We start from the raw sequence: 20,990 nt of genomic DNA on the forward strand, positions 1-20,990 counted from the left end.
CCGCGGGGCCTCAGCCGGCCGCCGCGTCCTGGCAGCCGACCAGCTCCACCGCGGTGGCGCGCCCCGTCGTACGCAGCCGGACGAGCCGGTCCACCGAGTCCGCCCGCTCCGGGAAACCGACGTCCTTGCGGCCCACTTCGCGGCCCGCCTCCGACAGCGACCGCAGGGTGCACACCACGACCGTGCCCGCGTCCTTGCGCACCGCGACCCGCGCCTCCACCGAGTCCGCCGACAGCACTTCGAACCCGACCAGTTCGCCGCTGTAGTCCCGGCCGGTGACGTACACGGTGCCGCTCCATACGAGGAAGGCGACGGACACGGCGGCGAGCACGGCGCCCGCGATCCGCAGCGTCCGGTCCTTACGGGCGTCCTCGGCGCGGCCGGACACCGCGACGGGCGCGGCCGCGGTCACCACCGACGCCACGGCCGCGGGGCCCTCCCGCTCCCGGCGGCGGAGCTTGGACCACATGAAGACGACGAACCCCGCGAAGACGAACCACTCCCCGGTGTAGCCGAGGTTCTGGAAGGCCTTGTAGTCCAGCCCGGCGCCCGCCGGAACGACCGGGGGCACCGCACGCAGCGGCGCCGGCGGGTCGGGCACGGTGAGCCAGGCGTCGTACAGCTCGTACGGGAGTACGTTGACCAGCGCGGCCGCGCTGATGACGCCGAGCCGCCCCGGCGGAAGACCGCCCGCCCGGACCCCCCTGGTCCGCTGGTGCTCCGGGGCCTGGAGCGCACCGGTCACGGTGACCCGGCCCCCGGGCGGGGCCGGGACCGCGACGGCCCCCGCCTCGCCGGGGAGCCAGCCGCGCACCACGGGCACCGCCCGGCCCTCGTCCGTACGCAGCACGGTCAGGACGTAGAAGCCGTCCTCGCCGTCCAGCCGCCGCTCGGGGACCAGGAACTGTCCGCCGGTGTCGTAGCTGCCGCTCGCGGTGGCGAGCAGGCCCACCGTCGCGCCGCTGACGGGCAGCATGGCGGCGAGCGGTTCGCCGCTCTGCCGGGCCTGCGCGTCCTGGTAGCGGCGGTACTCCTGATCGGCCTCGACCCGTGCCGAGAACCGGTCGAGCTGCCAGCTGCCCATGAAGAGGCAGAACGGCACGGCCAGGACGGTGAACAGGTGGATGCCCCACCGGCGGGGCGTGCGCGGAGATCGGTTCACGGCCGGGCGAGTCCTCCGGTGGCGCGCAGCGAGGTCATCCGGTCGGCGATGAGCCCGGAGATCTGCTCCGTGACGTCGTTCAGGTAGAAATGGCCGCCGGGGAACACGTCCAGCGTGTGACCGGCGCTGGTGTGGTGGCGCCAGTCGGTGGCCTCGTCCAGGGTGACCCGGGGATCGTCCTCGCCGATCAGCACGGCGACGGGACAGCCGAGTTCGGGCCCGGCGCGGTGCCGGTAGGTCTCGATGGCCCGGTAGTCGACCCGTACGGCCGGCAGGACCATCCGCAGCAGGTCGGGGTCGGCGAGCAGCTCCCCGTCGGTGCCGCCCAGCAGCCGCAGTTCCTCCGCCAGCCCCGCGTCGTCCTTGAGGTGGGCCCACTCCTCCCGGTGCCGGGAGGGCGCCCGGCGGCCCGACGCGAACAGGACGGCGGGCCGCACACCCGCCCCGTGCTCCAGGCGCCGGGCCACCTCGTAGCCCACGGTCGCGCCCATGCTGTGGCCGAACAGCGCGAGCGGCCGGTCGTCCAGCAGGGGCAGCAGGGCCGCCACGACCCCGTCCGCGAGGACGCGTACGTCGTCGATGCCGGGCTCCCGGTGCCGGTCCTGGCGGCCGGGGTACTGCACCGCCAGCACCTCCACGTCCGGGGCGAGCGCCTGGGACAGGGGGAAGTAGAAGCCGGCGGCGCCGCCCGCGTGCGGGAGGCACAGCAGGCGGACCCCGGCGTCCTCGGCCGCCCGGAAGCGGCGGATCCAGCGGGCGCCGGCCGGGTCGGGCGCGCCGACGGTGCTCACGCGCCCGCCTTGTCCACCGCGGCCGGCCGGGACCAGGCATCGGCCGCCGGGTCCGGCCCGTCCGGGCCGGCCAGCCTGAGGAGCAGCTCCTCGTAGGAGCGGAGCATGGCGTCCATCAGACCCTCCGGGAAGAGTTCGTCGACCGCGTCCCAGGCCAGCACCACACCCGCGTCGGTCCTGTACACCTGGTGGTCCAGCCAGACCTGCGGGGTCTGGGAGATCATCCAGCTCCACTCGCCCAGTTGCTCCCCGACCTCGGGCGGTACGAACGCGGAACCGAGGTTGCACGCGAAGACCACGGGAGCGCCGGCGCGCTTGCCGCCGCCCGCCCTGCGCAGGTCCTGGAGCACGCTCAGCGTCGAGTACTGGGCGTGCGAGGCGTTCTCCTGGAGCTGCCTCTGCAGGTCCAGCGCCCGCTCCGCGAAGGCGGCGGGTCGGCGCACGTCCACGCTGAGCAGGACCAGGCTGGTGAAGTCGGCGACGAGGCCGGCCACTTCCGCGTCGAGCGGCTGCCGGTCGAACAGCGGCAGGTTCAGCAGGAAATGGCCGCTCTCGCTCCATGCCCCGAGCACCTCCGCGTAGGCCGTCGCCAGGACCATCGCGGGCGTCAGGCCGAACTCCCGCGCCCGGGAGGTGATCCGCTCCCACGCCCGGGGCGCCAGGGTGAAACTCCGCCGGGAGAAAGCCGGTTGGCCGACGTCCTGCGGCGCCACCGCCAGCGGGAGCGACGGCCCGGCGAGCGGCATCCCGGGGATCCGCTCGCGCCAGAACTCCCGGGCGACCGCGAGCGGGCTCCCGGCGGAGCCGGGGGCGCCGCACCACTCCCGGTGGTCCTCCAGGTACTGGGGAAATCCGTACGCGGGCGGGGGAGCGAGCCGCGCAGGGTCCCGGTAGGCCGTGGCGAGATCGGCGAGGACGAGCTCGATGCTGGCCACGTCCGCTACCAGCAGGTCGATGCCGAAGTGGATACGGGTGCGGCCGCCCGGCAACAATGACAGCTGTACGTCGAGCACCTCGCCGGCGGCCACGTCGAACACGCGGTGGGAGAGCCGCGAGCGCACTTCCGCGAGGTGCCGTCCGGCCTCGTCCAGGCCGGCCGAGGCGACGTCGTGGACGGTCAGGCCGGCCCAGGGACTGCGGGCGAGGATCTGCTGCCGACCGTCCTCCAGGAACCTCGCCCGCAGCATGCCGTGCCGGGCGAGGACCTCGCGTACGGCCGCGTCGAGCCGCTCCGGTTCGACACCGACGCCGTCGAACTCCAGGTAGGCGTGGCAGCCGACGCCGCCGAGCGCCATCTCCGTGCGGCGGCCGATCCAGTAGGCCCGCTGCACCGGAGTGAGGGCGAAGGGGGCGCCGGCGTCGACCGGCGGGCGGCCTGCGGAAGGCTGCGGGAGTGTCCGGCCCGCCGTCAGCAGCGCGTGCCACGCCTCCACCGTCGGCTCCTGGGCGAGCTGCCGGAAGGTCACGGAGGCGCCCTTCCGGCGCCAGCCGCCGGCCAGCCGCATCATGCGGATGGAATCCATCCCGTGCCCGATCAGGTTCGCGGCGTCCGGGATTGACTCGGCTTCCACGCCCAGCACTTCGGCCGCCGCGCGCCGCACGTCGTCCATCGACACGTCGTTCAAGGTCAGTTGCTGCACGGTCGGTTCCCCTCTGGCGTGACGGTGGAGGCTACGGCGCGGGCGGCGAGCGCCCTGCCGAGCCAGGTGGCGGCCCGGGCCGCGACGGCCGGGAGCGCTTCGGGGCCGACGATCGAGTAGTGGTCGTACGGCCAGAACTCCGCCTCGATGCCCGGGCAGAGGTCCTGCCAGGCGGACACCGGATCGGGGCGGTCGACCGCGCCGGCCACCAACAGGAGGGCGGGCACTTCGTGCTTGTCCGGGCGGTGGGCGTTCAGGACCGCCAGGTTGTGCGCGTGCACCCGCATGAGCAGCTCGTACTGGCGCACGCCGGCCTCGGCGGGCAGCCAGCCGTGCGAGGCGGCGACCTCCGAGCCCGTTTCCACGAGCAGTCCGGCCGCAGCGGCGAGTACCGCGGCCCGCGCGGCGGCGGGCAGCCGCCCCCCGGCCAGGTCGCCGAGGAACTCCAGGTGCCGGTCGGCCTCGGTGGCGGGGGAGCGGTCCTCCGTGACATTGCTGTCGATCATGAACAGCGCCACCTCGTGCCCCTGTTCGGCCAGTTGTCCGGCGACGGTGTACGCGAGGACGCCGCCCATGGACCAGCCGCCCAGGGCGTACGGGCCCGCGGGCCGCACCCGCTGGAGCTCTTCCCGGTAGGCCGCGGCCATGGTCTCCAGGTCCGGCTCGCACGCCCGCGTCGTGCCCTCCGCGAGGGCCCGGCTCTGGAAGGCGTGGACGGGTCCCGGCCACGCGCGCGCGAAGCCCGTGTAGCTGGTGACGGAGCCGCCGACCGGGTGGAAGAGGAACAGGTCCGTGCCGTCGCCGTCGCCGGGGTGGGTGTCGGCGGACAGCTGTACACGGCAGGAGCCCGTCCGGTCGTGCTCTGCGATCCGCGCGGCGAGCGCACTCACGGTCGGCGCCTCGAAGACCTGCCCGAACGGCAGCTCGACACCGAGGTCCGTCCGGATCCGGTTGACCAGCCGCAGCGCCAGCAGCGAATTGCCGCCCAGGGCGAAGAAGTTGTCGTCCGGGCCGACTCCGGGCGCGGCGAGCAGCTCCGCCCAGAGCGCGCTGAGTGCTTCCCGCGGCCCGTCGGCCGCCGTGTCCTGCGACGCGTCCTCCTGTCCGGCCGTGCGCCGGCCGGGGGCCGGCAGGGCCCGCGCCGTGATCCCGGCCAGCGCACCCGCCACGTCCACCTTGCCGTTGGGAGTCAGCGGCAGCCGCTCCAGCACGTGCACCTGACCGGGGACCAGGTAGTGCGGGAGCCGCGACCGCAGGTGGGCGAGGACCGTCCGGTCGTCGAGCGCGGCGCCCTCGTGCGGGACGACGAGGGCGACGAGCCGCCGCTGGCCGCCGGGGGCCTCGGCGCCGTCGACCACGCACTCGCGTACCGCCGGGTGTTCCCGGACCGCCGCCTCGACCTCGCCGGGCTCGACGCGGAACCCCTGGATCTTGAGCTGGCGGTCCTCGCGGCCGAGGAACTCGATGGTCCCGTCCGGCCGGTAACAGCCGAGGTCACCGGTCCAGTACAGCCGCTCGCCGGTGGCCGGATGGCGGAAGAACCGCTCCGCGGTCCGCTCCTCGTCCGCCCAGTAGCCCGTGCTGAGTCCCGCGCCGCCGATGTGGATCCGGCCCACCGCCCACGGCGGACGCAGGTCCAGCCGGTGGTCGAGCACCCGCATGGTCTGGTTCCGCAGCGGGACACCGTACGGAATGCTCGGCCAGGCCGGGTCGACCTCGCCGATCTCGTGGACGTTCGACCAGACGGAAGCCTCGGTGGCGCCGCCCATCGCGATCAGCCGGACCGCCGGCCACCGCGAGCGCAGCAGGCCCGGGAGGGTGGTGGGGATCCAGTCGCCGCTCATCAGGAAGGCCCGGACGGGCGGTGGGGCGCAGGCCCCGGACGCCCCGGACTCCGTGGCCTCGGCCAGCATCTGGGCCAGCGCCGGCACCGAGTTCCACACCGTCGCGCCGTAAGCGGCCGCCGTCTCGGCCCAGCCCACCGGGTCGGGGCGGGTGGCCGCCGCCGGGAGCACGAGGGCCGCTCCGGCGGCGAGGGTGCCGAACACGTCCCACACCGACAGGTCGAAGCTCAGCGACGAGATGCCGAAGACCCGGTCCGCCGGGGTGAGCGCCACCCGCTCGTTGACATCGGCGATGGTGTTGACGGCCGCCCGGTGCTCGATCATGACGCCCTTGGGGCGCCCCGTGGAACCGGAGGTGTAGATGATGTAGGCGAGGTCTTCGGGTGTGCCCGCTTGGGCGTCCGCTTCCCCGGGCGCAGCTTCCGCCGGGGGCTGCTCGGCCTCGTCCACGGCCAGCCGCGGCCGGGCGCCCAGTGCCTCGGCGCCGGGGGCGGTGTGCGACTGGACCAGCACCGCCGGCGCGGAGCAGGTGTCCAGCAGATGGGCGATCCGCTCGGCCGGGAGACCGGCGTCCACGGGACAGTACGCCGCTCGGGCCCGCAGCACGCCGAGCACGGCGACGATCTGCTCCCAGCCCTTGGCCATCACGACGGGTACGACGTCGCCGCGGCCGACGCCGAGGGAGCGCAGCCAGGCCGCCACCGCCCGTGAACGGGCATCCAGTTCGCCGTAGGTGAGCGTCCGGCGGGCGCTCAGCACCGCGACGGCCTCGGGGCGGCGTGCCGCGCTGCGCAGGAAGCCGTCCTCGAGGCGCTCCGCCGGCGGCGCCGGGACGGCCGTGTTCAGGGCCCCGACGAGGGACCGGTGGGCGGCGGGCACCGGATCGGGCTCCGCCGCGGCCGGCTCCGGGCCGGCGAGCAGGTCCAGCATCCGCGCGTAGGCGTCGAACATCAGGTCCGGCAGTCCGGCCGGGAAGGCCTCGTCGACCACGTCCCAAACGCAGTCGACACCGCCGGCCGCCCCGTCGTGGAGCTGGTTGTCGACCAGCACCTGCGGGGTGCGCAGGTCGCTGAAGACCTCGCGGCAGGTGAGCCGGCCCGCCGATCCCTGTGGCGCGTGCGCCGGGTCCGCCGCGGCGGGTGCCGAGGGTTTGAGCATGCTGGTGAACACGTACGGCAGGGCGGCGCGCGAGGTCCAGCCGCGCCGGGCCGCCAGCTCACGGGTGATCCGTACGCCCGCCACGTCGGAGTTCTGGAGGTCCCGCCAGACCTGCTTCTGCAGGGTCCTCGCACGCTCCCAGAAGTCCGGGGACCCGCCGAGGTCCACCTCCAGCGGCAGCGTCGCCCCGAACTGGCCCACCACGTCGGCCATGTGGGGGCGGGAGGTCGCCCAGTTCTGATGCAGCATGTTCAGGCTGAACCGGGGGGCGTCCGCCCAGGCGCCGAGCACCTCGGCGAACACGTGCAGCAGCGCGGTCGTCGGCAGCACGCGCTGCCCGCGGAAGGCGACGCACAGCCGACGCCACTGCTCCCGGGTGAGGTGGTGGGTACGGCGCCGGAAGCGTACGGAGGCGATGGCCGAGGGCTGCTGCGCCAGCGGGAGCCGGGGGGCGTCCGGCAGGGTGGCGAGCCGGTCCTCCCAGTACCGCCACTGCTCCTGGTACGCGGGGGAGTTCTCGTGCGCGAGCAGTTCCATCCGGCTCTCGCGGTACGTGGCCGCCGGCTCGGGCAGCGCTGCCGCGGGATCGTCGTAGCAGGTCCGCCACTCGTCCATGACCCGGCGGATGCCCCGTCCGTCCAGCAGCAGCAGGCTCATCGCGATGTGGGCGCGGAACCGGCGTTCGCGGACGCGGTGGACGACGACCTCGAACAGCGGCCAGGTCCCGGGGTCCACGCCCTGTTCGCACATCCGCCGCCGGGTCGCCGCGAGTTCGGCCTGCCGCCGGTCCTCGTCGAGGCCGGTCAGGTCCGTCACCCGCAGGGGCAGCGGTGGGGTCTGCGCCTCGGGCAGCACCCGCTGGGTGCCGGCCCCGTCGATCACGACCCGCAGGTGGCCGTGGCGGCGCACGAGGGTCTCCAGGGCCTGCCGGGCGCGGGCGGGATCGAGGTCCACCAGGTCGAGTTCGACGTAGTACCCCGGCCGGAAGCCGCCGAGCTCGACCATGTCGGACATCCCGACGAGGTAGCCCTCCTGGAGCGGGGTCAGCGGGAAGGGTTCGTGCTCGCTCATGCCCGCGACTCCGCCTCGCGGGACAGCACCAGCGCCAGTTCCTTGATCGTCGGGGCTTGGAAGAGCATGTCGATGGCCTCGTCGCCCGCCTTGTCGACACCGAGCTCGCTGCGGAGCCGGCCGGCCATGCGGACCGCGTGGAGGGAGTCGCCGCCGAGGTCGAAGAAGTTGTCCTCGGTGCCGAAGCCGCTGTGGCCGAGGGCGTCGCACCAGATCGCGTACAGGCGCTGCTCCAGCTCGGACAGCGGCTCGGTCCGCTCCTGCGGTTCCGGCTCGCGCCAGGGGGAGGGGAGGGCGGACCGGTCGACCTTGCCGTTGGCGCTCAGCGGGACCTCGTCGAGGACCAGGAAGTGGTGCGGGACCATGTAGTCGGGCAGCAGCCCGCCCAGTGCCCCGGCGAGGGACGAGACCTCGAACGCGCCCCCGGTGCGGCCCTCCTGGTCGGGCGTCCCGGCGAGCAGGACGTGTTGGACCAGTGCGTCGACGACGGGTTCGCCCTCGGGCACCGCGGCGAACCGGGTGAAGCCGGCGGCGGTCAGCTGCTCGCGCCACCGGGGTACGGACAGCAGGGTGGCCTCGCGCTGGTCCTGGTAGTTCCCGAAGCCTTCGAGGAAGGCGAAACTGATCATGTTGAGGGGGGAGTTGACGGTCCCCTCGATCAGGACGAGCAGCCCGCCGGGGGCGAGCAGCTCGCGCATGTTCCGCAGGCTGCGGGTCAGGTGCCTGGCGTCGTGCAGCACGTTGGCCGCGACGATGACGTCCACCCCGCCGGGGGCGAGACCCTGCCCGGCCGGGTCGGCGTCGATGTCGAACAGGCCGTATCCGACGAAGGGATGGACCCCTTCGTAACGCTTCCTGGCCCGCTCGGTGAAGGCGGTGGACAGATCGGTGAACCGGTACGTCACCCGGTCGGCCGGCAGCGCCGCCAGGACCTCGTCCGCCGTCGAGCCGGTGCCCGCGCCCACCTCCAGGATCCGCACCGTGCGGTCCGCCGGGAAGCGCTCGGCGAAGGTGCGGACGGCCTGGGCGGCGATCCTGTTCTGGAGCCGGGCCGCCGGGTTGGCCGCGTACAGGGCCTCGGTCACCCGCCAGTCCCCTTCGGGGAGCAGGAGGTTCAGCGGGCGGGTCTCCCCGTGCAGCAGGGGCAGTTGGCGCTCGATGCAGGAGGTGAAGTAGTCGAGCAGCACCCGGTCGGGGCCCGCCGCGGTGAGCACGCCGAGGGCGGCGTCGATCTCACCGTCGAGCGCGGCGGCGTCGAGCGCGCGGCCGGTGCGGTACTCCTCGGGCCTGCCGGTCGCGCTCAGGACGCCGAGGTCCGCGAGAACCGCCGCCCACTGGCTGATCAGCCCCCGGTACAGGGGCAGGACCTGCCCGCCCGACACGATCTCGTCCACGGTGGCCGTGGCGCCCGCGGCGGTGAAGAAGCCGAGCCGGGCGAACGTACGGGCCATGACGGTGGGCGCGAGGGCCTCCAGCCCGTGCCACACCTCGCGGAACGTGGCGACGGCCGGGGCGAGTTCGGCCGCGGCCCGGCGCAGCTCGGTGTGGGCGCCTTCGAGCACGGCCGGCCAGGCGTGGGTGCCCGGCGCGGCTCCTGCGTCGGCTTCTGCGTCGGTATTCGCGTCGGAGCTCGGGTTGGCGTCGGCCTGGCCGGTGGCGCCGTCCTCGGGCACCACGTAGGCGACGAGCTGTCCGCGGCCGCTGTCCGGGTTGGTGTCGACCGTCAGGATCGCCTCGCGCACCCCGCTCTGGCGGCGCAACACGGCGGAGATCTCGTCGAGTTCGATGCGGTACCCGTTGACCTTGACCTGGCTGTCCTCGCGGCCGAGGAACTCGATGTCGCCGCCGGACAGGTAGCGGCCCAGGTCGCCGGTCCGGTACAGCGTCTCGCCGGTGGCCGGGTGGACCACGAAACGCTCGGCGGTGCGCACCGGGTCGGCCCAGTAGCCCTTGGCCACGCCGGCGCCGCCGATGTAGATCTCGCCCGTCGTCCAGACGGGGCACGGGTCCATGCGGTGGTCGAGTACGTGCAGGGTCTGGTTCGCGAGCGGCTTGCCGTACGGGATCCGGTTCCACTCGGCCGGGACCTCGCCGACCGGGTAGTGGACGGACCAGATGGACGCCTCCGTCGCGCCGCCGAGGCTGATGACCCGGGCGTCCGGGTACGGGGTGCGCAGTGCGTCCGGCAGGGAGACCGGGATCCAGTCGCCGCTGAGCATCACCAGGCGCAGCGGCGCCGCCGCCGGTACGGGGGCGGGGGAGTCCAGCCACAGGCGCAGCAGGGCCGGCACCGAGTTCCAGACGGTGACGCCGTGACGTTGCACCAACCGCGACCAGTGCTCGGGGTCGTGGGCCTGGCCGGGGGCCGGCAGGACGACCGCGGCGCCGGCGGCGAGCGTGCCGAACACGTCGTAGACGGAGAGGTCGAAGCTGAGGGAGGAGAGGGCGAGTACGCGGTCGGCGGGGCCGACGCCGAAGCGCGCGTTGATGTCCTGGACGGTGTTGGCCGCGCCCCGGTGGTCGATGACCACGCCCTTGGGGCGGCCCGTCGAACCCGAGGTGAAGATCACGTACGCGAGGTCGTCCGGGCTGGGCGCGGTGTCCAGGGGGCCGTCGGAGGCTTCGCGCACCTCGTTGTCCTCGAGGGTGACGAGGTGGATGCCGTCGGGCCATTCGAGGGTGTCGCGCAGGCGCGGTGTGGTCACGACGATCCGCACACCGCCCTGGTCGACCAGCTGGGAGCGGCGGGCGGCGGGCCAGCCGGGGTCGATCGGCAGGTACGCGGCCCGGGACAGCGTGACGCCGAGGACGGACGGCACCTGGGCCAGGCCCTTGTCGACCACCACGCCCACGAGCTGCCCGGGCGTCGCGCCGAGGGCGATCAGGCGGCGGGCCAGCCGGCGGGCGCCGGTGACGGTCTGGGCGTAGGTCAGCTCCCCGTCGTCGGCGAGGACGGCGATCGCGTCGGGGGACTCGGCGGCCCGCGCCTCGACGAGGCCGCAGAGCGTCGCGGCGGGGAGATCGGCGGCGGTGCTGTTGGCCGCGGCCCGCTCGGCGCTCTGCCACCGCGGGAGCCGGGCCAACCGGTCCGGTGCGTCCCAGGATCCGGGCTCTCGGGCCAGCCGGTCGAGGAGGTCGGTACAGACGGCGACGAGGTCCTCGGGGAAGCCGGCGGGGAACCGCGCGGCCTGAGCCTCCCAGGTGACGGTGAGTACGCCGTCGCGCTCGGCGAAGTGGCAGGTGAGGGCGGAGGGCTCGGAGCCGGCAGGAGCGTCCGGGACCGGCAGCGACGGGGGCAGCTCGGCCAGCTGCTGCTGTACGCGCTGCGCACGCGCGGCGAAGGAGTCGCCGGGGCGTACGTCGAAGGTGAGCGAGTGGACCGCCGGGCCGAGCCCGGCCGCAGCCAGATCCAGCGAGAAATCGGGCTGCTTGGACCACAGGCGAAGGACATCGGAAGCGGCCGTCACCAGAACCGCGGCTGGGCTGAGACATCGGCCGTTTGCCGTTTGCGTGAGGACATTCCATTCGTCCTTGAAGTCCTGCGTCTTGCGGAATGGAACTTCGGTTCCCGCTCTGTTGAATGCGGAAAGAGAAGGCATCTCCGGCGTCGGAGAGGTCGTCGGAAGGCGGAGCGTTATTCCATCGCCAAAGATTTCGGCAAGGCTGTTTTCAGCCATTGGTGATTCCCCCGTGCGTGAGATCGAATGGATGCCGGGCAGGGCGGCCGGACCGCTGCGGCGGGCCGGGGCGGGGCGTCAGGAGACGTCTCTGCCCACATCGCTGAGTTCCAGCAGCCCGCTGCGCAGTGCGACGGCGACGGCCGAGGTCCGGTTCTGGCAATTCAACTTGCCCATGACGTTGGCGAGATGGCGCTTGGTGCCGTGCTCGCTGATGCCCATGGCGCGCGCGATCTGACGGTTGCTCATCCCCTGGGCCACGCCCCAGAGGGTCTCCGTCTCGCGCTCGGTGAGCTTCGGCCGCCGGCTCTCGCCCTCGGGCGCGCCGGAAGCCAGCCGGACGACTTGGCGCAGGGCCTCGGGCGATACGGCGACGGTGCCGCGCCGGTGCGGTGTGAGCACCTCGTCGAGTGCGGCGCCCTGGAGGTCCTCCAGGCGCAACACCACGTCGGCGAGCACCCATTGGGCCGTGTCGAGCTGGTCCTGCATCAGGGATCGCAGGACCAGCACGACGTGCGTGGCCGGATCGGCGAGCAGCGGGCCGAGCCGGGACAGGTCCCGTACGCCCACGGCCGACGAAAGGACGAGGGTCAGGGGCCGCGCCACCCGATCGAGCGGAATGTCCGCGGCGGAGGCCGCCGATGTCACGAGTTCGGGCCGCGTGCCGGGCTCCACGAACCGCCTCAGCAACGCTCTGGAGGCCGGATCCGGATCGACGACGAGGATGGTGCAACACTCTCCGTCGCTGTCTTGCTGTCCACCTTGCATTTTCTCTCCCCCGGTAGGCATTTCAGCCAAACAACGGGATCTACTATCGATCATAGAAGTTGGGGGAGTCAAGCGATTGATGACGTACAGAACGTTTGCTTTCGTTATGTCAATGGGCAAATACCGGCCCTGCCGAGGGGTCCGGGCGCCCCTTGGGGAGCAGGGTCAGACCGGCCACGGCCGCCACGGCGGCGATGACCGCGCAGGTGGCGAAGGCGCTGCCGAATCCGTCGACCGACGGGGTGGCGCCCTCCAGGCTCGCGCCGGCCACGGCCGCGACCACGGCGATGCCCAGTGACGCGCCCAGCTCGTGGCAGGTGTTGACCAGTCCGGAGCCCAGTCCGGCGTCCTTGTGCTCGACGCCGTGCATGGCGCTGGTGATGGCGCAGACGAAGCCGATGCCCAGCCCGAACCCGAGCAGTACGAAGCCCGGCATGACCTGGGTCCAGGCGTTGCCGTCCCGCTCCAGGCCGGTCAGCAGGAGCGCCCCGACGACGGCGACGGCCATGCCGCCGGCGGCGGTTGCCCGCCAGCCCAGCCGCGCCACGGCCTGCGAGCCGAGGTGCGCGCCGACGAGGGTGGCCAGTGCGGCCGGCAGGAACGTCAGGCCGGTGCGCAGCGCGCTGAAGCCCAGGACGTGCTGGAGGTAGAGGGAGCAGAGGAAGAACGCCGAGATCAGTACGCCGGACGCGGCGAGCATCAGCAGGCAGCCGCCGATCAGCGAGCGCCGGGCGAGGAACGGCAGTCGCACCAGGGGTGCGGCGGCGGAGCGCTCCGCGACGACGAACAGCGCGGCTCCGACGAGCGCGCCCAGCAGCGGGATCCAGGCGGTGGCGTCGCCGAATCCGTTGTCCCGCGCCTGGACGAGGCCGTAGATGAGCAGGGCGGGAGTGGCCGTCATCGTCAGAGCGCCCGGCAGGTCGAACCCGGTGGGCGCCGCGCCGTGGCCGTGGGCGGCCGCGTGGGGGTCGTGGCCGTGCCCGTGGGCCGCCGCGTGGGCGTCGTGGCCGTCATCGTGCCCGTGCCCGTGCCCGTGCCCGTGCCCTTGCCCGTGGCCTTGCCCGTGGCCGTGCCCGGCGGTCGCGGTCTCCTTGACCAGAACGGGAACCGCCACCAGGACGACGAGCCCGATCGGCACGTTGACGAAGAAGATCGATTCCCAGCCCGGTCCGGACACCAGCACCCCGCCGAGCAGGACGCCGAAGGCCGCGCCGGTGGCGCCGATCGCTGCCCAGACGCCGAGTGCCCGGTTGCGCTCCGGCCCCTGGAACACCGTCATGATCAGCGCCATGGCCGCGGGTGACATGACGGCCGCACCGATTCCCTGCACGGCCCTCGCGGTGATGAGTACGCCGCCGCTCTCGGCCAGCCCGGAGGCCAGTGAGGCCACGGTGAAGAGCGTGAGGCCGACCAGGAACATCCGGCGTCGGCCGAGCAGGTCGCCGAGTCGGCCGCCGAGCAGCAGCAGGCTGCCGAAGAACAGCGTGTAGGCGGTGACGACCCAGGTCAGCGCGGAGGCGTCCAGCCCCAGTTCGCCGCCGATCGTGGGCAGGGCGACGTTCACCACGGTCACGTCGACGATGAGCATGAACTGCGCCATGCACAGCAGCGCGAGGATCAGCCACCGGCGCGGGTCCGGCGGTGCGCCGCCCTCCGGGTGCCCGTGCTGCGCGGCCGCGGCGTGGTGGTGATGCCCCGCCCCGGCCGGATCGGCGTGGGTGTGACTCTCCAGGTTCACCGCAAGCTCCTTAACTTGAACAACACTGTCAGACTTACCTTAGGGCACGTCGCTCGTATTTTGAACAGTGGTGTTCAAGTTAAGTCCCGCCCGGGTGACCCTGGCCGCCAGCCGCGACACCGTGGGGTGCTCGAAGAGATCCTTCGGCGTGAACTCCAGTCCGTGCTCCTGAGCCCGCCCGCACACCCGGGCCGCCAGCACCGAATCGCCCCCGAGGTCGAAGAAGTCCTCGTCCGGCCGGACCGAGGCCATGCCCAGGACGTCCGCCCAGATCCCGGCCAGCACCTCTGCGGGGCCGCGCCCCGTGGTCTCCTCGGGCCCCTTGGGCCTCTCCTCCGCGCCGGGGCCGGACGGCCGCGCCGCGTACGCGGGATCGATCCAGTGCCGCGCCCGCCGGAACGGATAGCCCGGCAGCGCCACCCTGCACTCCCGCCCGTGCCGGGACCCGGCCCAGTCCACCTCCACCCCGGCCTCCCAGAGCGCCCCCAGCGCCCGCGACAGGGCCTCGCCGTCGTTGAGTTGTTCGTCGGCGTGCCGCATCGCGCTCACCGCCAGGTGTGCGTCCGACCAACCCGGGCCGCGTCGCGCCGCCGAGGCCAGCGCCCGCCCGGGGCCCGCCTCGACCAGGGCCCGGCCCGGGCCGTCGGGGCCGTCCCCGGCCAGGAGCGTGCGTACGCAGTCCGACCAGCGCACCGTGCAGCGCATCTGCCGCGCCCAGCGCTGCGGATCGGTGGCTTCGGCGTCCGTCATCCAGTCGCCGGTCACATTCGACAGCAGCGGCACGGCGGGGGCCGACAGAGCGACCCGGCCCGCCAGTTCGGCGAAACGCTCCGCCGCCTCGTCCATCGCCGCCGTGTGGAACGCGTGCGGGGTGCGCAGCTCCGTCACCGTGACACCGGCCGCGCTCATCCGCGCCGCGAACCGGGCGGCCGGTGCGGGCGGTCCCGCGACGACGCAGGCCCCGGGCTCGTTGACCGCCGCCAGCTCCAGCCCACTGCCGTCGAGATGGGTGAGGAGCGGCTCCGGCTCCATCCGTACCGAGAGCATCGTTCCCGCGGGGGCCGCGTGCATGAGCCGGCCCCGGGCCGCCACCAGCCGCACCGCGTCGGGGAGTGCCATCACGCCCGCCAGGCAGGCCGCGGCGAACTCGCCCACGCTGTGCCCGGCGAGGGCCGCGGGCCGTACCCCGTGGCCCTCCAGGGTCCGGGCCAGCGCGTACTCGACGGCGAACAGCGCGGGCTGGGCCACATCGGTGCGCAGCAGCTCCGCCTCGTCACCACCGAGCACCGCCTCCCTCGGGTCCCGGCCGGTCTGGGCGGCGAACAGCTCGGCACAGCGGTCCAGTTCGCGGCGGAACACCCCGCCGGGCCGGTACAGCCCCTCGCCCATCCGCGGGTACGGGGACCCCTGCCCGGGCAGCAGCAGCACCGGTGCGGGTGCGGCGGCGGGAACCCGTACCGCGGCGCGGTCGGCGCGCAGCAGGGCCGCGGCCCGCTCCGGGGTGCGGGCGGTGACCGCAGCCCGGTAGCCGAAGGCCCTGCGCCCCTCGGCGAGGGTGTGGGCCACGTCCAGGAGGTCGGTGTCCGGGCCGATGGCGTCGGCCAGTTCCCGGCCCGCGTCCCGCAGCGCTCCGGGCGTACGGGCGCTGACCAGCAGGACCGGAGCGGTGGCCGGAGCCGGGAGCGCCGCCGGGCGGGGCGCGGGCGCCGGGGCCTCGGTCAGCACCACGTGGGCGTTGGTGCCCCCGACGCCCAGGGAGCTGACCCCGGCCACCAGCGGCCCCGGCCCGGTCCACTTCCGGGTCCGGTCGACCACCTCGAAGGGCCCCCGGTCCAGCCGGAGTTCCGGATTGGGCGCAGTGAAGTGGGCGGTCGCGGGGAGGGTCCGGTGTTCCAGCGCCAGCACCGTCTTGATGAGTCCGACGACACCGGAGGCGGCCTCCAGATGGCCGATGTTCCCCTTGGCCGACCCGATCAGGCACGGCGCCGTCCGGTCACCCGTCGGGTCGAGGGCCTGCCGCAGCGCCGCCGTCTCCACCGGGTCGCCCAGGGCGGTTCCGGTGCCGTGCGCCTCGACGTAGCCGACCTGGTGCGGATCCAGCCCGGCCACCGCCAGGGCCTCGGCCACCACCGCGGCCTGCATCTCGACACTGGGCGCGGTGAAGCCCATCTTGAGGGAGCCATCGTTGTTGACCGCCGTGCCCCGGACGACCGCGCGGATCCGGTCCCCGTCGGCGAGCGCGTCGGAGAGCCGTTTGAGGGCGACCACCCCGCCACCGCTGCCGAAGACCGTGCCGTTCGCGGCCGCGTCGAACGGCCGGCAGAAGCCGTCCGCGGACATCATCGACCCGGGCTCGTGCACATAGCCCACCCGGTGCGGGACCTTCACCGTCATCCCGCCGGCGAGCGCGAGGTCCGTCTCCCCGCACAGCAGGCTCTGGCAGGCCAGGTGCACCGCCACCAGCGAACTGGAGCACGCCGTCTGCACGGTCAGCGCGGGACCGTGCAGATCCAGCGCGTGCGCGACCCGGGTGGCGAAGAAATTGGGGTCGGTCAGCGTCAGGGCATGGATCAGCGCCGGGGACGTGCCCGAACCGAGCAGGACCCGGGGGTCGTGGTGCGAGAGCAGGTTGTAGCCGAAGTAGCCGCTGAACGACGGGGCCGCGAACACCCCGACCGCGCCCTCCCGTCGGGCCGGAACGTGCCCCGCGTCCTCCAGGGCGTGCCAGCAGCACTCCAGGAACAGCCGCTGCTGCGGGTCCATCGCCGCGGCCACGGCGGGCGGCAGTCCGAAGAACTCCGCGTCGAATTCCGCGAATCCCTCGACGGTCGCCGCCCGGCGCACGTAACCCGACTCGGACAGCACCGACTCGGGCACCCCGGCGGCCAGCAGCTCCTCGTCGCCGAGCTCCTCCAGACAGTCCCGCCCGGCGACCAGATGGTCCCAGAACTCCTCCGTGGTACGCGCCTTGGGAAACCGGCCCGCGATCCCCACGACCGCCACCGCCTCGGCGTCCTCGCCGGGACCCGGCCGTGCGTCACTCATGAACTGCTCCTCCGTGCATCCCGTGCATCACGTACATCCCGCCGTCGCGCCCGGCCGGCTCCGGCCAGGGCGGTACGGGCGGCCGCCCGGCGCGTGGCATCGCGTACGGCTCCGGGCGCCGGCGGGCGCGTACCACCGGTTTCGCCGCCGGAACCCTCTCCGAGCGCGTCCGCCACCAGCCCGGCCAGGTCGGCCGCGCTCGCCCCCTGGAGCAGCCGCGCCACCGGCACGTCCACCGCGAAGTCCTCGTACAGCGCGTTCTTGATCCGGACGGCGGCCAGCGAGTCCAGGCCCAGGTGGACCAGCGGACGGTCCGCGATCCGGGCGGGGTCCGTGAAGCCGAGCACCCGTCCGACGCCCAGCAGCGTGCGGGCCCGTACGGCCTCCCGCCGCGCCGCGTCCGGCAGCGCCGCCAGAGCCGCCCGGTCGAAGCCGGCCCGCGTCCCGGCACCCGGACCGTCCGCCCGTACCAATGCGGAGAGGAACGAGGAGGCCCGTGTCTGCGGGTAGGCCTCGACGAAGTCGGCGCCGGTCAGCCGGGCCACGCCGGCCTGGCCCGCGCCACCGGCCAGCAGCGCCTCCAGCGCCGCGAAGCCCTCGCGCGCGGTGAGCTTGCCCAGGCCGGGGATGGTGCGCCCGCGCACGGCTCCGATGTCGTCCCACGGCCCCCAGTTGACCGCGAGCGCGGTCATGCCCCGGGCGCGGCGCAGTGCCACGACGGAGTCGAGGAAGGCGTTGGCCGCGGCGTATTCGGCCTGGCCGGCGGAGCCGACCAGGGAGGCCAGCGAGGAGAACCCGATCCACCAGTCCAGTCCGGCCCGTGCGGTGGCCTCGTGCAGGCGCCAGGCACCGGTGGCCTTGGGCGCCCACACCCGGTGCAGCCGGCCTCCGTCGGGCTCGGTGACCAGGGCGTCCTCCAGCACGGCCGCGGTGTGCACCACCCCGCGCAGCCGTACGCCCGTCGCCGTCAGGGCGTCCGTCATGCGCTCGGCGGTGCCGGGCTCGGCCACGTCCCCCGTGACCAGTTCGACCCGGGTGCCCAGGGCCCGGATCCGCTCCAGCTCCTGTGCGGCTTGCGGCCCGAGCACCCCGCGGCCGCCCAGGACCACGGCGCCCGCGCCGCCTTCGGCGAGCCAGCGGGCGGTGGCGAGCCCGAGGCCGCGCGTTGCGCCGGTGACGAGATAGCCGCCGCCGGGACGCACGACCACACGGCCACGGCCGGCGCCGTCGACGCCCTGCCCGGCCTGCCCGCCCTGCCCGGCCTGGTCAGCCTGGTCAGTCGGCGGAGCCCCGGCGACCAGCCGTGCCACATGGCGCCGTCCGTCGCGCCAGGCCACCTCGTCGGGGCCGTCCCGGTCGAGGATCTCGGCGACGGGCGGAGCCCCGGTCCGGTCGAGGTCGACGATGCGCGCACGCAGTTCGGGCCGCTCCTGGCGCAGCGTGCGCACGACCGCGCGCAGCGCCGCCTGGCCGGGGTCCGGTTCCTCACCGTCCCGCACGGCCTGGGCGCGCACGGTGAGAACGGTCAGTGGCGGAGGCGCCGTGCCGCTGTCCTCGCACCGGCGCAGCAGCCCCGAGACGAGCCGCAGGGCGCAGTGCACCCGCCGCTCGGCGGAGCCGGGCACGTCCGTGGGGGCGGCCGGGCCGTCCCAGCCCGTCAGCACCACGCCGTCCACCTGCCCGACGGCATCCCAGGACCCGTCCGGGCCGAGGCTCAAGCACGCGACACCGGCGTCGGACAGCGCGGCGCTCACCGTGCCGTCCGGGTCACCGCTCACGAGCAGCCGCAACCGCCCCTCGCCCGCACCGGCTTGCGGCGCGGGCACGCTCTCCCACCGCACGTGCCGCAGCAGGGGCGCCACGTCGACGGGAAGCGCGTCCTCCCCGACCGGGCTGAGCCGTACGCCGGTCAGCCGGGCGAGCGGCGCCCCCTCGGCGTCGGTGACCTCCACGTCGGCGGACAGGGTGCCCGCGGCGCCGGGGCGCAGCCGGGCCCGGCAGACGAGCGCGTCCCCCGGGGTCCCGGTGATCCGCAGCCGCTCCACGCCGGTCGGCAGGTACGTGCCCCGTGTGCCCTGCGGCAGCAGCGCGCCCAGCCCGTGCAGGCAGGCGTCGAGGAGCGCCGGGTGGAAGCGCCAACGGCTGTCCGCGGCCAGCGCGTTCGGCCGGGCCACCCGGCTGACGGCGAAGCCGCCGGCCACCCGTACGTCGGTGACCCCGGCGAAGGCGGGCCCGTGCTCCTGGCCGAGTGCGCGCAGCGCCGCGTACAGCAGCCGCGGGTCGTGCCGTACGCCGTCCTCCCGGTCATGCGGTACGGGCGCGGCCGCTCGGGCGCTCACGGCGTCGGGGTCCGGTTCCCCGGACACGAGGCAGACCCGGGCGCGGGCCAGCACCGCCCCGGTGCTCCCGGCTCCCGTCCCGGCGACCACGGTGACCGTGCCGCCGTGCCCTTCGGCGTCCTCCTCCAGGGTGGTGGTGACGGTGGTGGGCCGGTCCAGGGGCAGCACCCGGGCCAGGTCGAGGCCCGTGACCTCCACCCGGTCGGGCGCGGCGGCGAAGGCCTCGCAGGCGCCGGCCAGGGCGAGTTCCGCGTACGCGGTCCCGGGCAGCACAGGGGTGCCCTGGACCCGGTGGTCGTCGAGCCACGGCATCCGGTCGAGGCCGACCCGGCTCTGCCACACATGGCGGACGGGCGTACCGGGCAGGGTGATCCGGTGGCCGAGCAGCGGATGCGCGGGGGAGTCCACGGGCGCGCGGCGCGGGCGCGGGAAGGCCTGGTGCTGCCAGGCGTAGGCGGGCAGGTCGGCAGGCCGTCCCGCCGGGACCGCCTGCCGGGGGAGCGTCACACCGGCGCAGTGCAGGGTCGCGAGGGCGCCCGCGAGCGAGGCCCCGGCCGCGGCGCCCCGGCCGAGGGTGCCCAGGACAGTGCTGCGGCCGCGGTGCGCTCCGTCGGTCTGCAGCACGGTCTCCAGGACCGACTGGGCGACCACCGGGTGCGGCGAGACTTCCATGAAGACGCGCAACCCGTCCTCGGCCGCGGCCCGTACGGCCTCGGTCAGCCGCACGGGCCGGCGCAGGTTCGCCGCCCAGTAGGCGGCGTCGAGGGCGGGCCGCTCCCTCGGGTCCTGCGACGTGCAGCTGTAGTAGGCCAGCTGCGGTGAGCCGGGCGCGATGTCCCGCAGGCCGGCCGCGAGTTCATCGAGCAGCGGGTCGACGAGCGGACTGTGCGCCCCGATCCGTACGCCCGGCACCAGCCGGGCCAGCAGCCCCTGCGCGCGGCACTCGGCCACGAACTCCTCGACGGCGTCGGGGTATCCCGCCACCACGCAGGCGCGCGGGGAGGAATGCACGGCGACGCAGACGCCCGGCCGTCCGGTGAGGCGGCGCCGCGCCTCGGCGGCGTCCAGTTCGACCAGGGCCGTGGCGCCGGTGCCGGCCAGCCGCCGCTCCATCAGCAGGGAGCGGCGGCAGACGATCCGCGCGCCGTCCTCGGGAGTCAGCGCGCCGGCGACGACGGCGGCGGCGATCTCGCCCATCGAGTGGCCGATCACGCCGGCCGGCCGGATGCCGCGCCCGCGCAACACCGCGGCGAGGCCCACCTGGAGGGCGTACACGGCGGGCTGTACCCGGTCCATCCCGGATCCCGCCAGCCCGTCCTCGGTGATGAGCGTGCGCAGGCAGTGGCCGCTCTCCTCCCGTACGACCCCTTCGAGGGCGGCGATGACGGAGGTGAACTCGCCCTCCTCGGCCAGGAGTTCGCAGCCCATGCGGTCCCACTGCGAACCGTGGCCCGAGAAGACGAACACCGGGGAGGTGGCCCGGCTGTCCGGCAGGCTGCCGCGTGCGGCGAGCGGCCCGGGCTCCCCGCCGGCCGCGACGGTCCGCAGCAGTCCGGTGAGCGTCGCGCGGTCGGCGGCGCGGACCACGAGGCGTTCGGCGAGGTGGGCGCGCCGCACCGCGAGGGTGTGGGCCACGTCGGCGAGCGGGACGTCGGCGCCGTCGGAGGTCAGCCAGTGTGCGAGCCGGCCGGCACTCCCGCGCAGGGCCGAAGGCGAGCGGGCGGAGAGTGCGAAGAGCATCTCGGTCTTTTCCATGG

General features: G+C 74.5%; 9 protein-coding genes. All 9 read right to left on the reverse strand.

Annotation, left to right across the window (positions count from 1 at the left end; genetic code table 11):
* Positions 1–10: 10 nt before the first annotated feature.
* Positions 11–1,162 carry an SURF1 family cytochrome oxidase biogenesis protein gene (locus tag ACFWB8_RS10970; protein WP_385224481.1) on the reverse strand — a complete coding sequence of 384 codons (1,152 nt, stop codon included), beginning with the start codon at positions 1,160–1,162 and terminating at the stop codon, positions 11–13.
* Positions 1,159–1,953: a thioesterase II family protein gene (locus ACFWB8_RS10975; RefSeq protein ID WP_385224483.1), complete on the reverse strand. Its 795-nt coding sequence runs from the start codon at positions 1,951–1,953 to the stop codon at positions 1,159–1,161. Before ACFWB8_RS10975 ends, ACFWB8_RS10970 begins: the two co-directional genes overlap by 4 nt.
* Complete coding sequence (locus ACFWB8_RS10980) at positions 1,950–3,593, reverse strand: condensation domain-containing protein (RefSeq protein WP_385224485.1); 1,644 nt, start codon at positions 3,591–3,593, stop codon at positions 1,950–1,952. The genes ACFWB8_RS10975 and ACFWB8_RS10980 overlap by 4 nt, the downstream gene beginning before the upstream one ends.
* Positions 3,581–7,666 (reverse strand): amino acid adenylation domain-containing protein, encoded by a 4,086-nt coding sequence (locus ACFWB8_RS10985; RefSeq protein ID WP_385224487.1) that lies wholly within the window; start codon positions 7,664–7,666, stop codon positions 3,581–3,583. The genes ACFWB8_RS10980 and ACFWB8_RS10985 overlap by 13 nt, the downstream gene beginning before the upstream one ends.
* Positions 7,663–11,133, reverse strand: coding sequence for an amino acid adenylation domain-containing protein (locus ACFWB8_RS10990; RefSeq protein ID WP_385224489.1), 3,471 nt, complete (start codon positions 11,131–11,133; stop codon positions 7,663–7,665). The genes ACFWB8_RS10985 and ACFWB8_RS10990 overlap by 4 nt, the downstream gene beginning before the upstream one ends.
* Before the next feature lie 288 nt (positions 11,134–11,421).
* Positions 11,422–11,949 carry a response regulator transcription factor gene (locus tag ACFWB8_RS10995; protein WP_385224491.1) on the reverse strand — a complete coding sequence of 176 codons (528 nt, stop codon included), beginning with the start codon at positions 11,947–11,949 and terminating at the stop codon, positions 11,422–11,424.
* A 271-nt stretch (positions 11,950–12,220) separates the two neighbouring features.
* Positions 12,221–13,849: an MFS transporter gene (locus ACFWB8_RS11000; protein ID WP_385224493.1), complete on the reverse strand. Its 1,629-nt coding sequence runs from the start codon at positions 13,847–13,849 to the stop codon at positions 12,221–12,223.
* 39 nt (positions 13,850–13,888) lie between these two features.
* Positions 13,889–16,894: a type I polyketide synthase gene (locus tag ACFWB8_RS11005; RefSeq protein ID WP_385224495.1), complete on the reverse strand. Its 3,006-nt coding sequence runs from the start codon at positions 16,892–16,894 to the stop codon at positions 13,889–13,891.
* Entirely contained in the window at positions 16,891–20,988 is a 4,098-nt protein-coding gene (locus ACFWB8_RS11010; RefSeq protein ID WP_385224497.1) for an SDR family NAD(P)-dependent oxidoreductase, read from the reverse strand. Before ACFWB8_RS11010 ends, ACFWB8_RS11005 begins: the two co-directional genes overlap by 4 nt.
* Positions 20,989–20,990 lie beyond the last annotated feature (2 nt).

Origin of the sequence: Streptomyces sp. NPDC060031, assembly GCF_042736805.1 — a bacterium.
Classification (GTDB): Bacteria; Actinomycetota; Actinomycetes; order Streptomycetales; family Streptomycetaceae; genus Streptomyces.

What these genes read in the sequence shown, in the direction of transcription:
- ACFWB8_RS11010 (WP_385224497.1), bottom strand. Translation starts at nt 20,988, where the DNA reads ATGGAAAAGACCGAGATGCTCTTCGCACTCTCCGCCCGCTCGCCTTCG.
- ACFWB8_RS11005 (WP_385224495.1), bottom strand. Translation starts at nt 16,894, where the DNA reads ATGAGTGACGCACGGCCGGGTCCCGGCGAGGACGCCGAGGCGGTGGCG.
- ACFWB8_RS10985 (WP_385224487.1), bottom strand. Translation starts at nt 7,666, where the DNA reads ATGAGCGAGCACGAACCCTTCCCGCTGACCCCGCTCCAGGAGGGCTAC.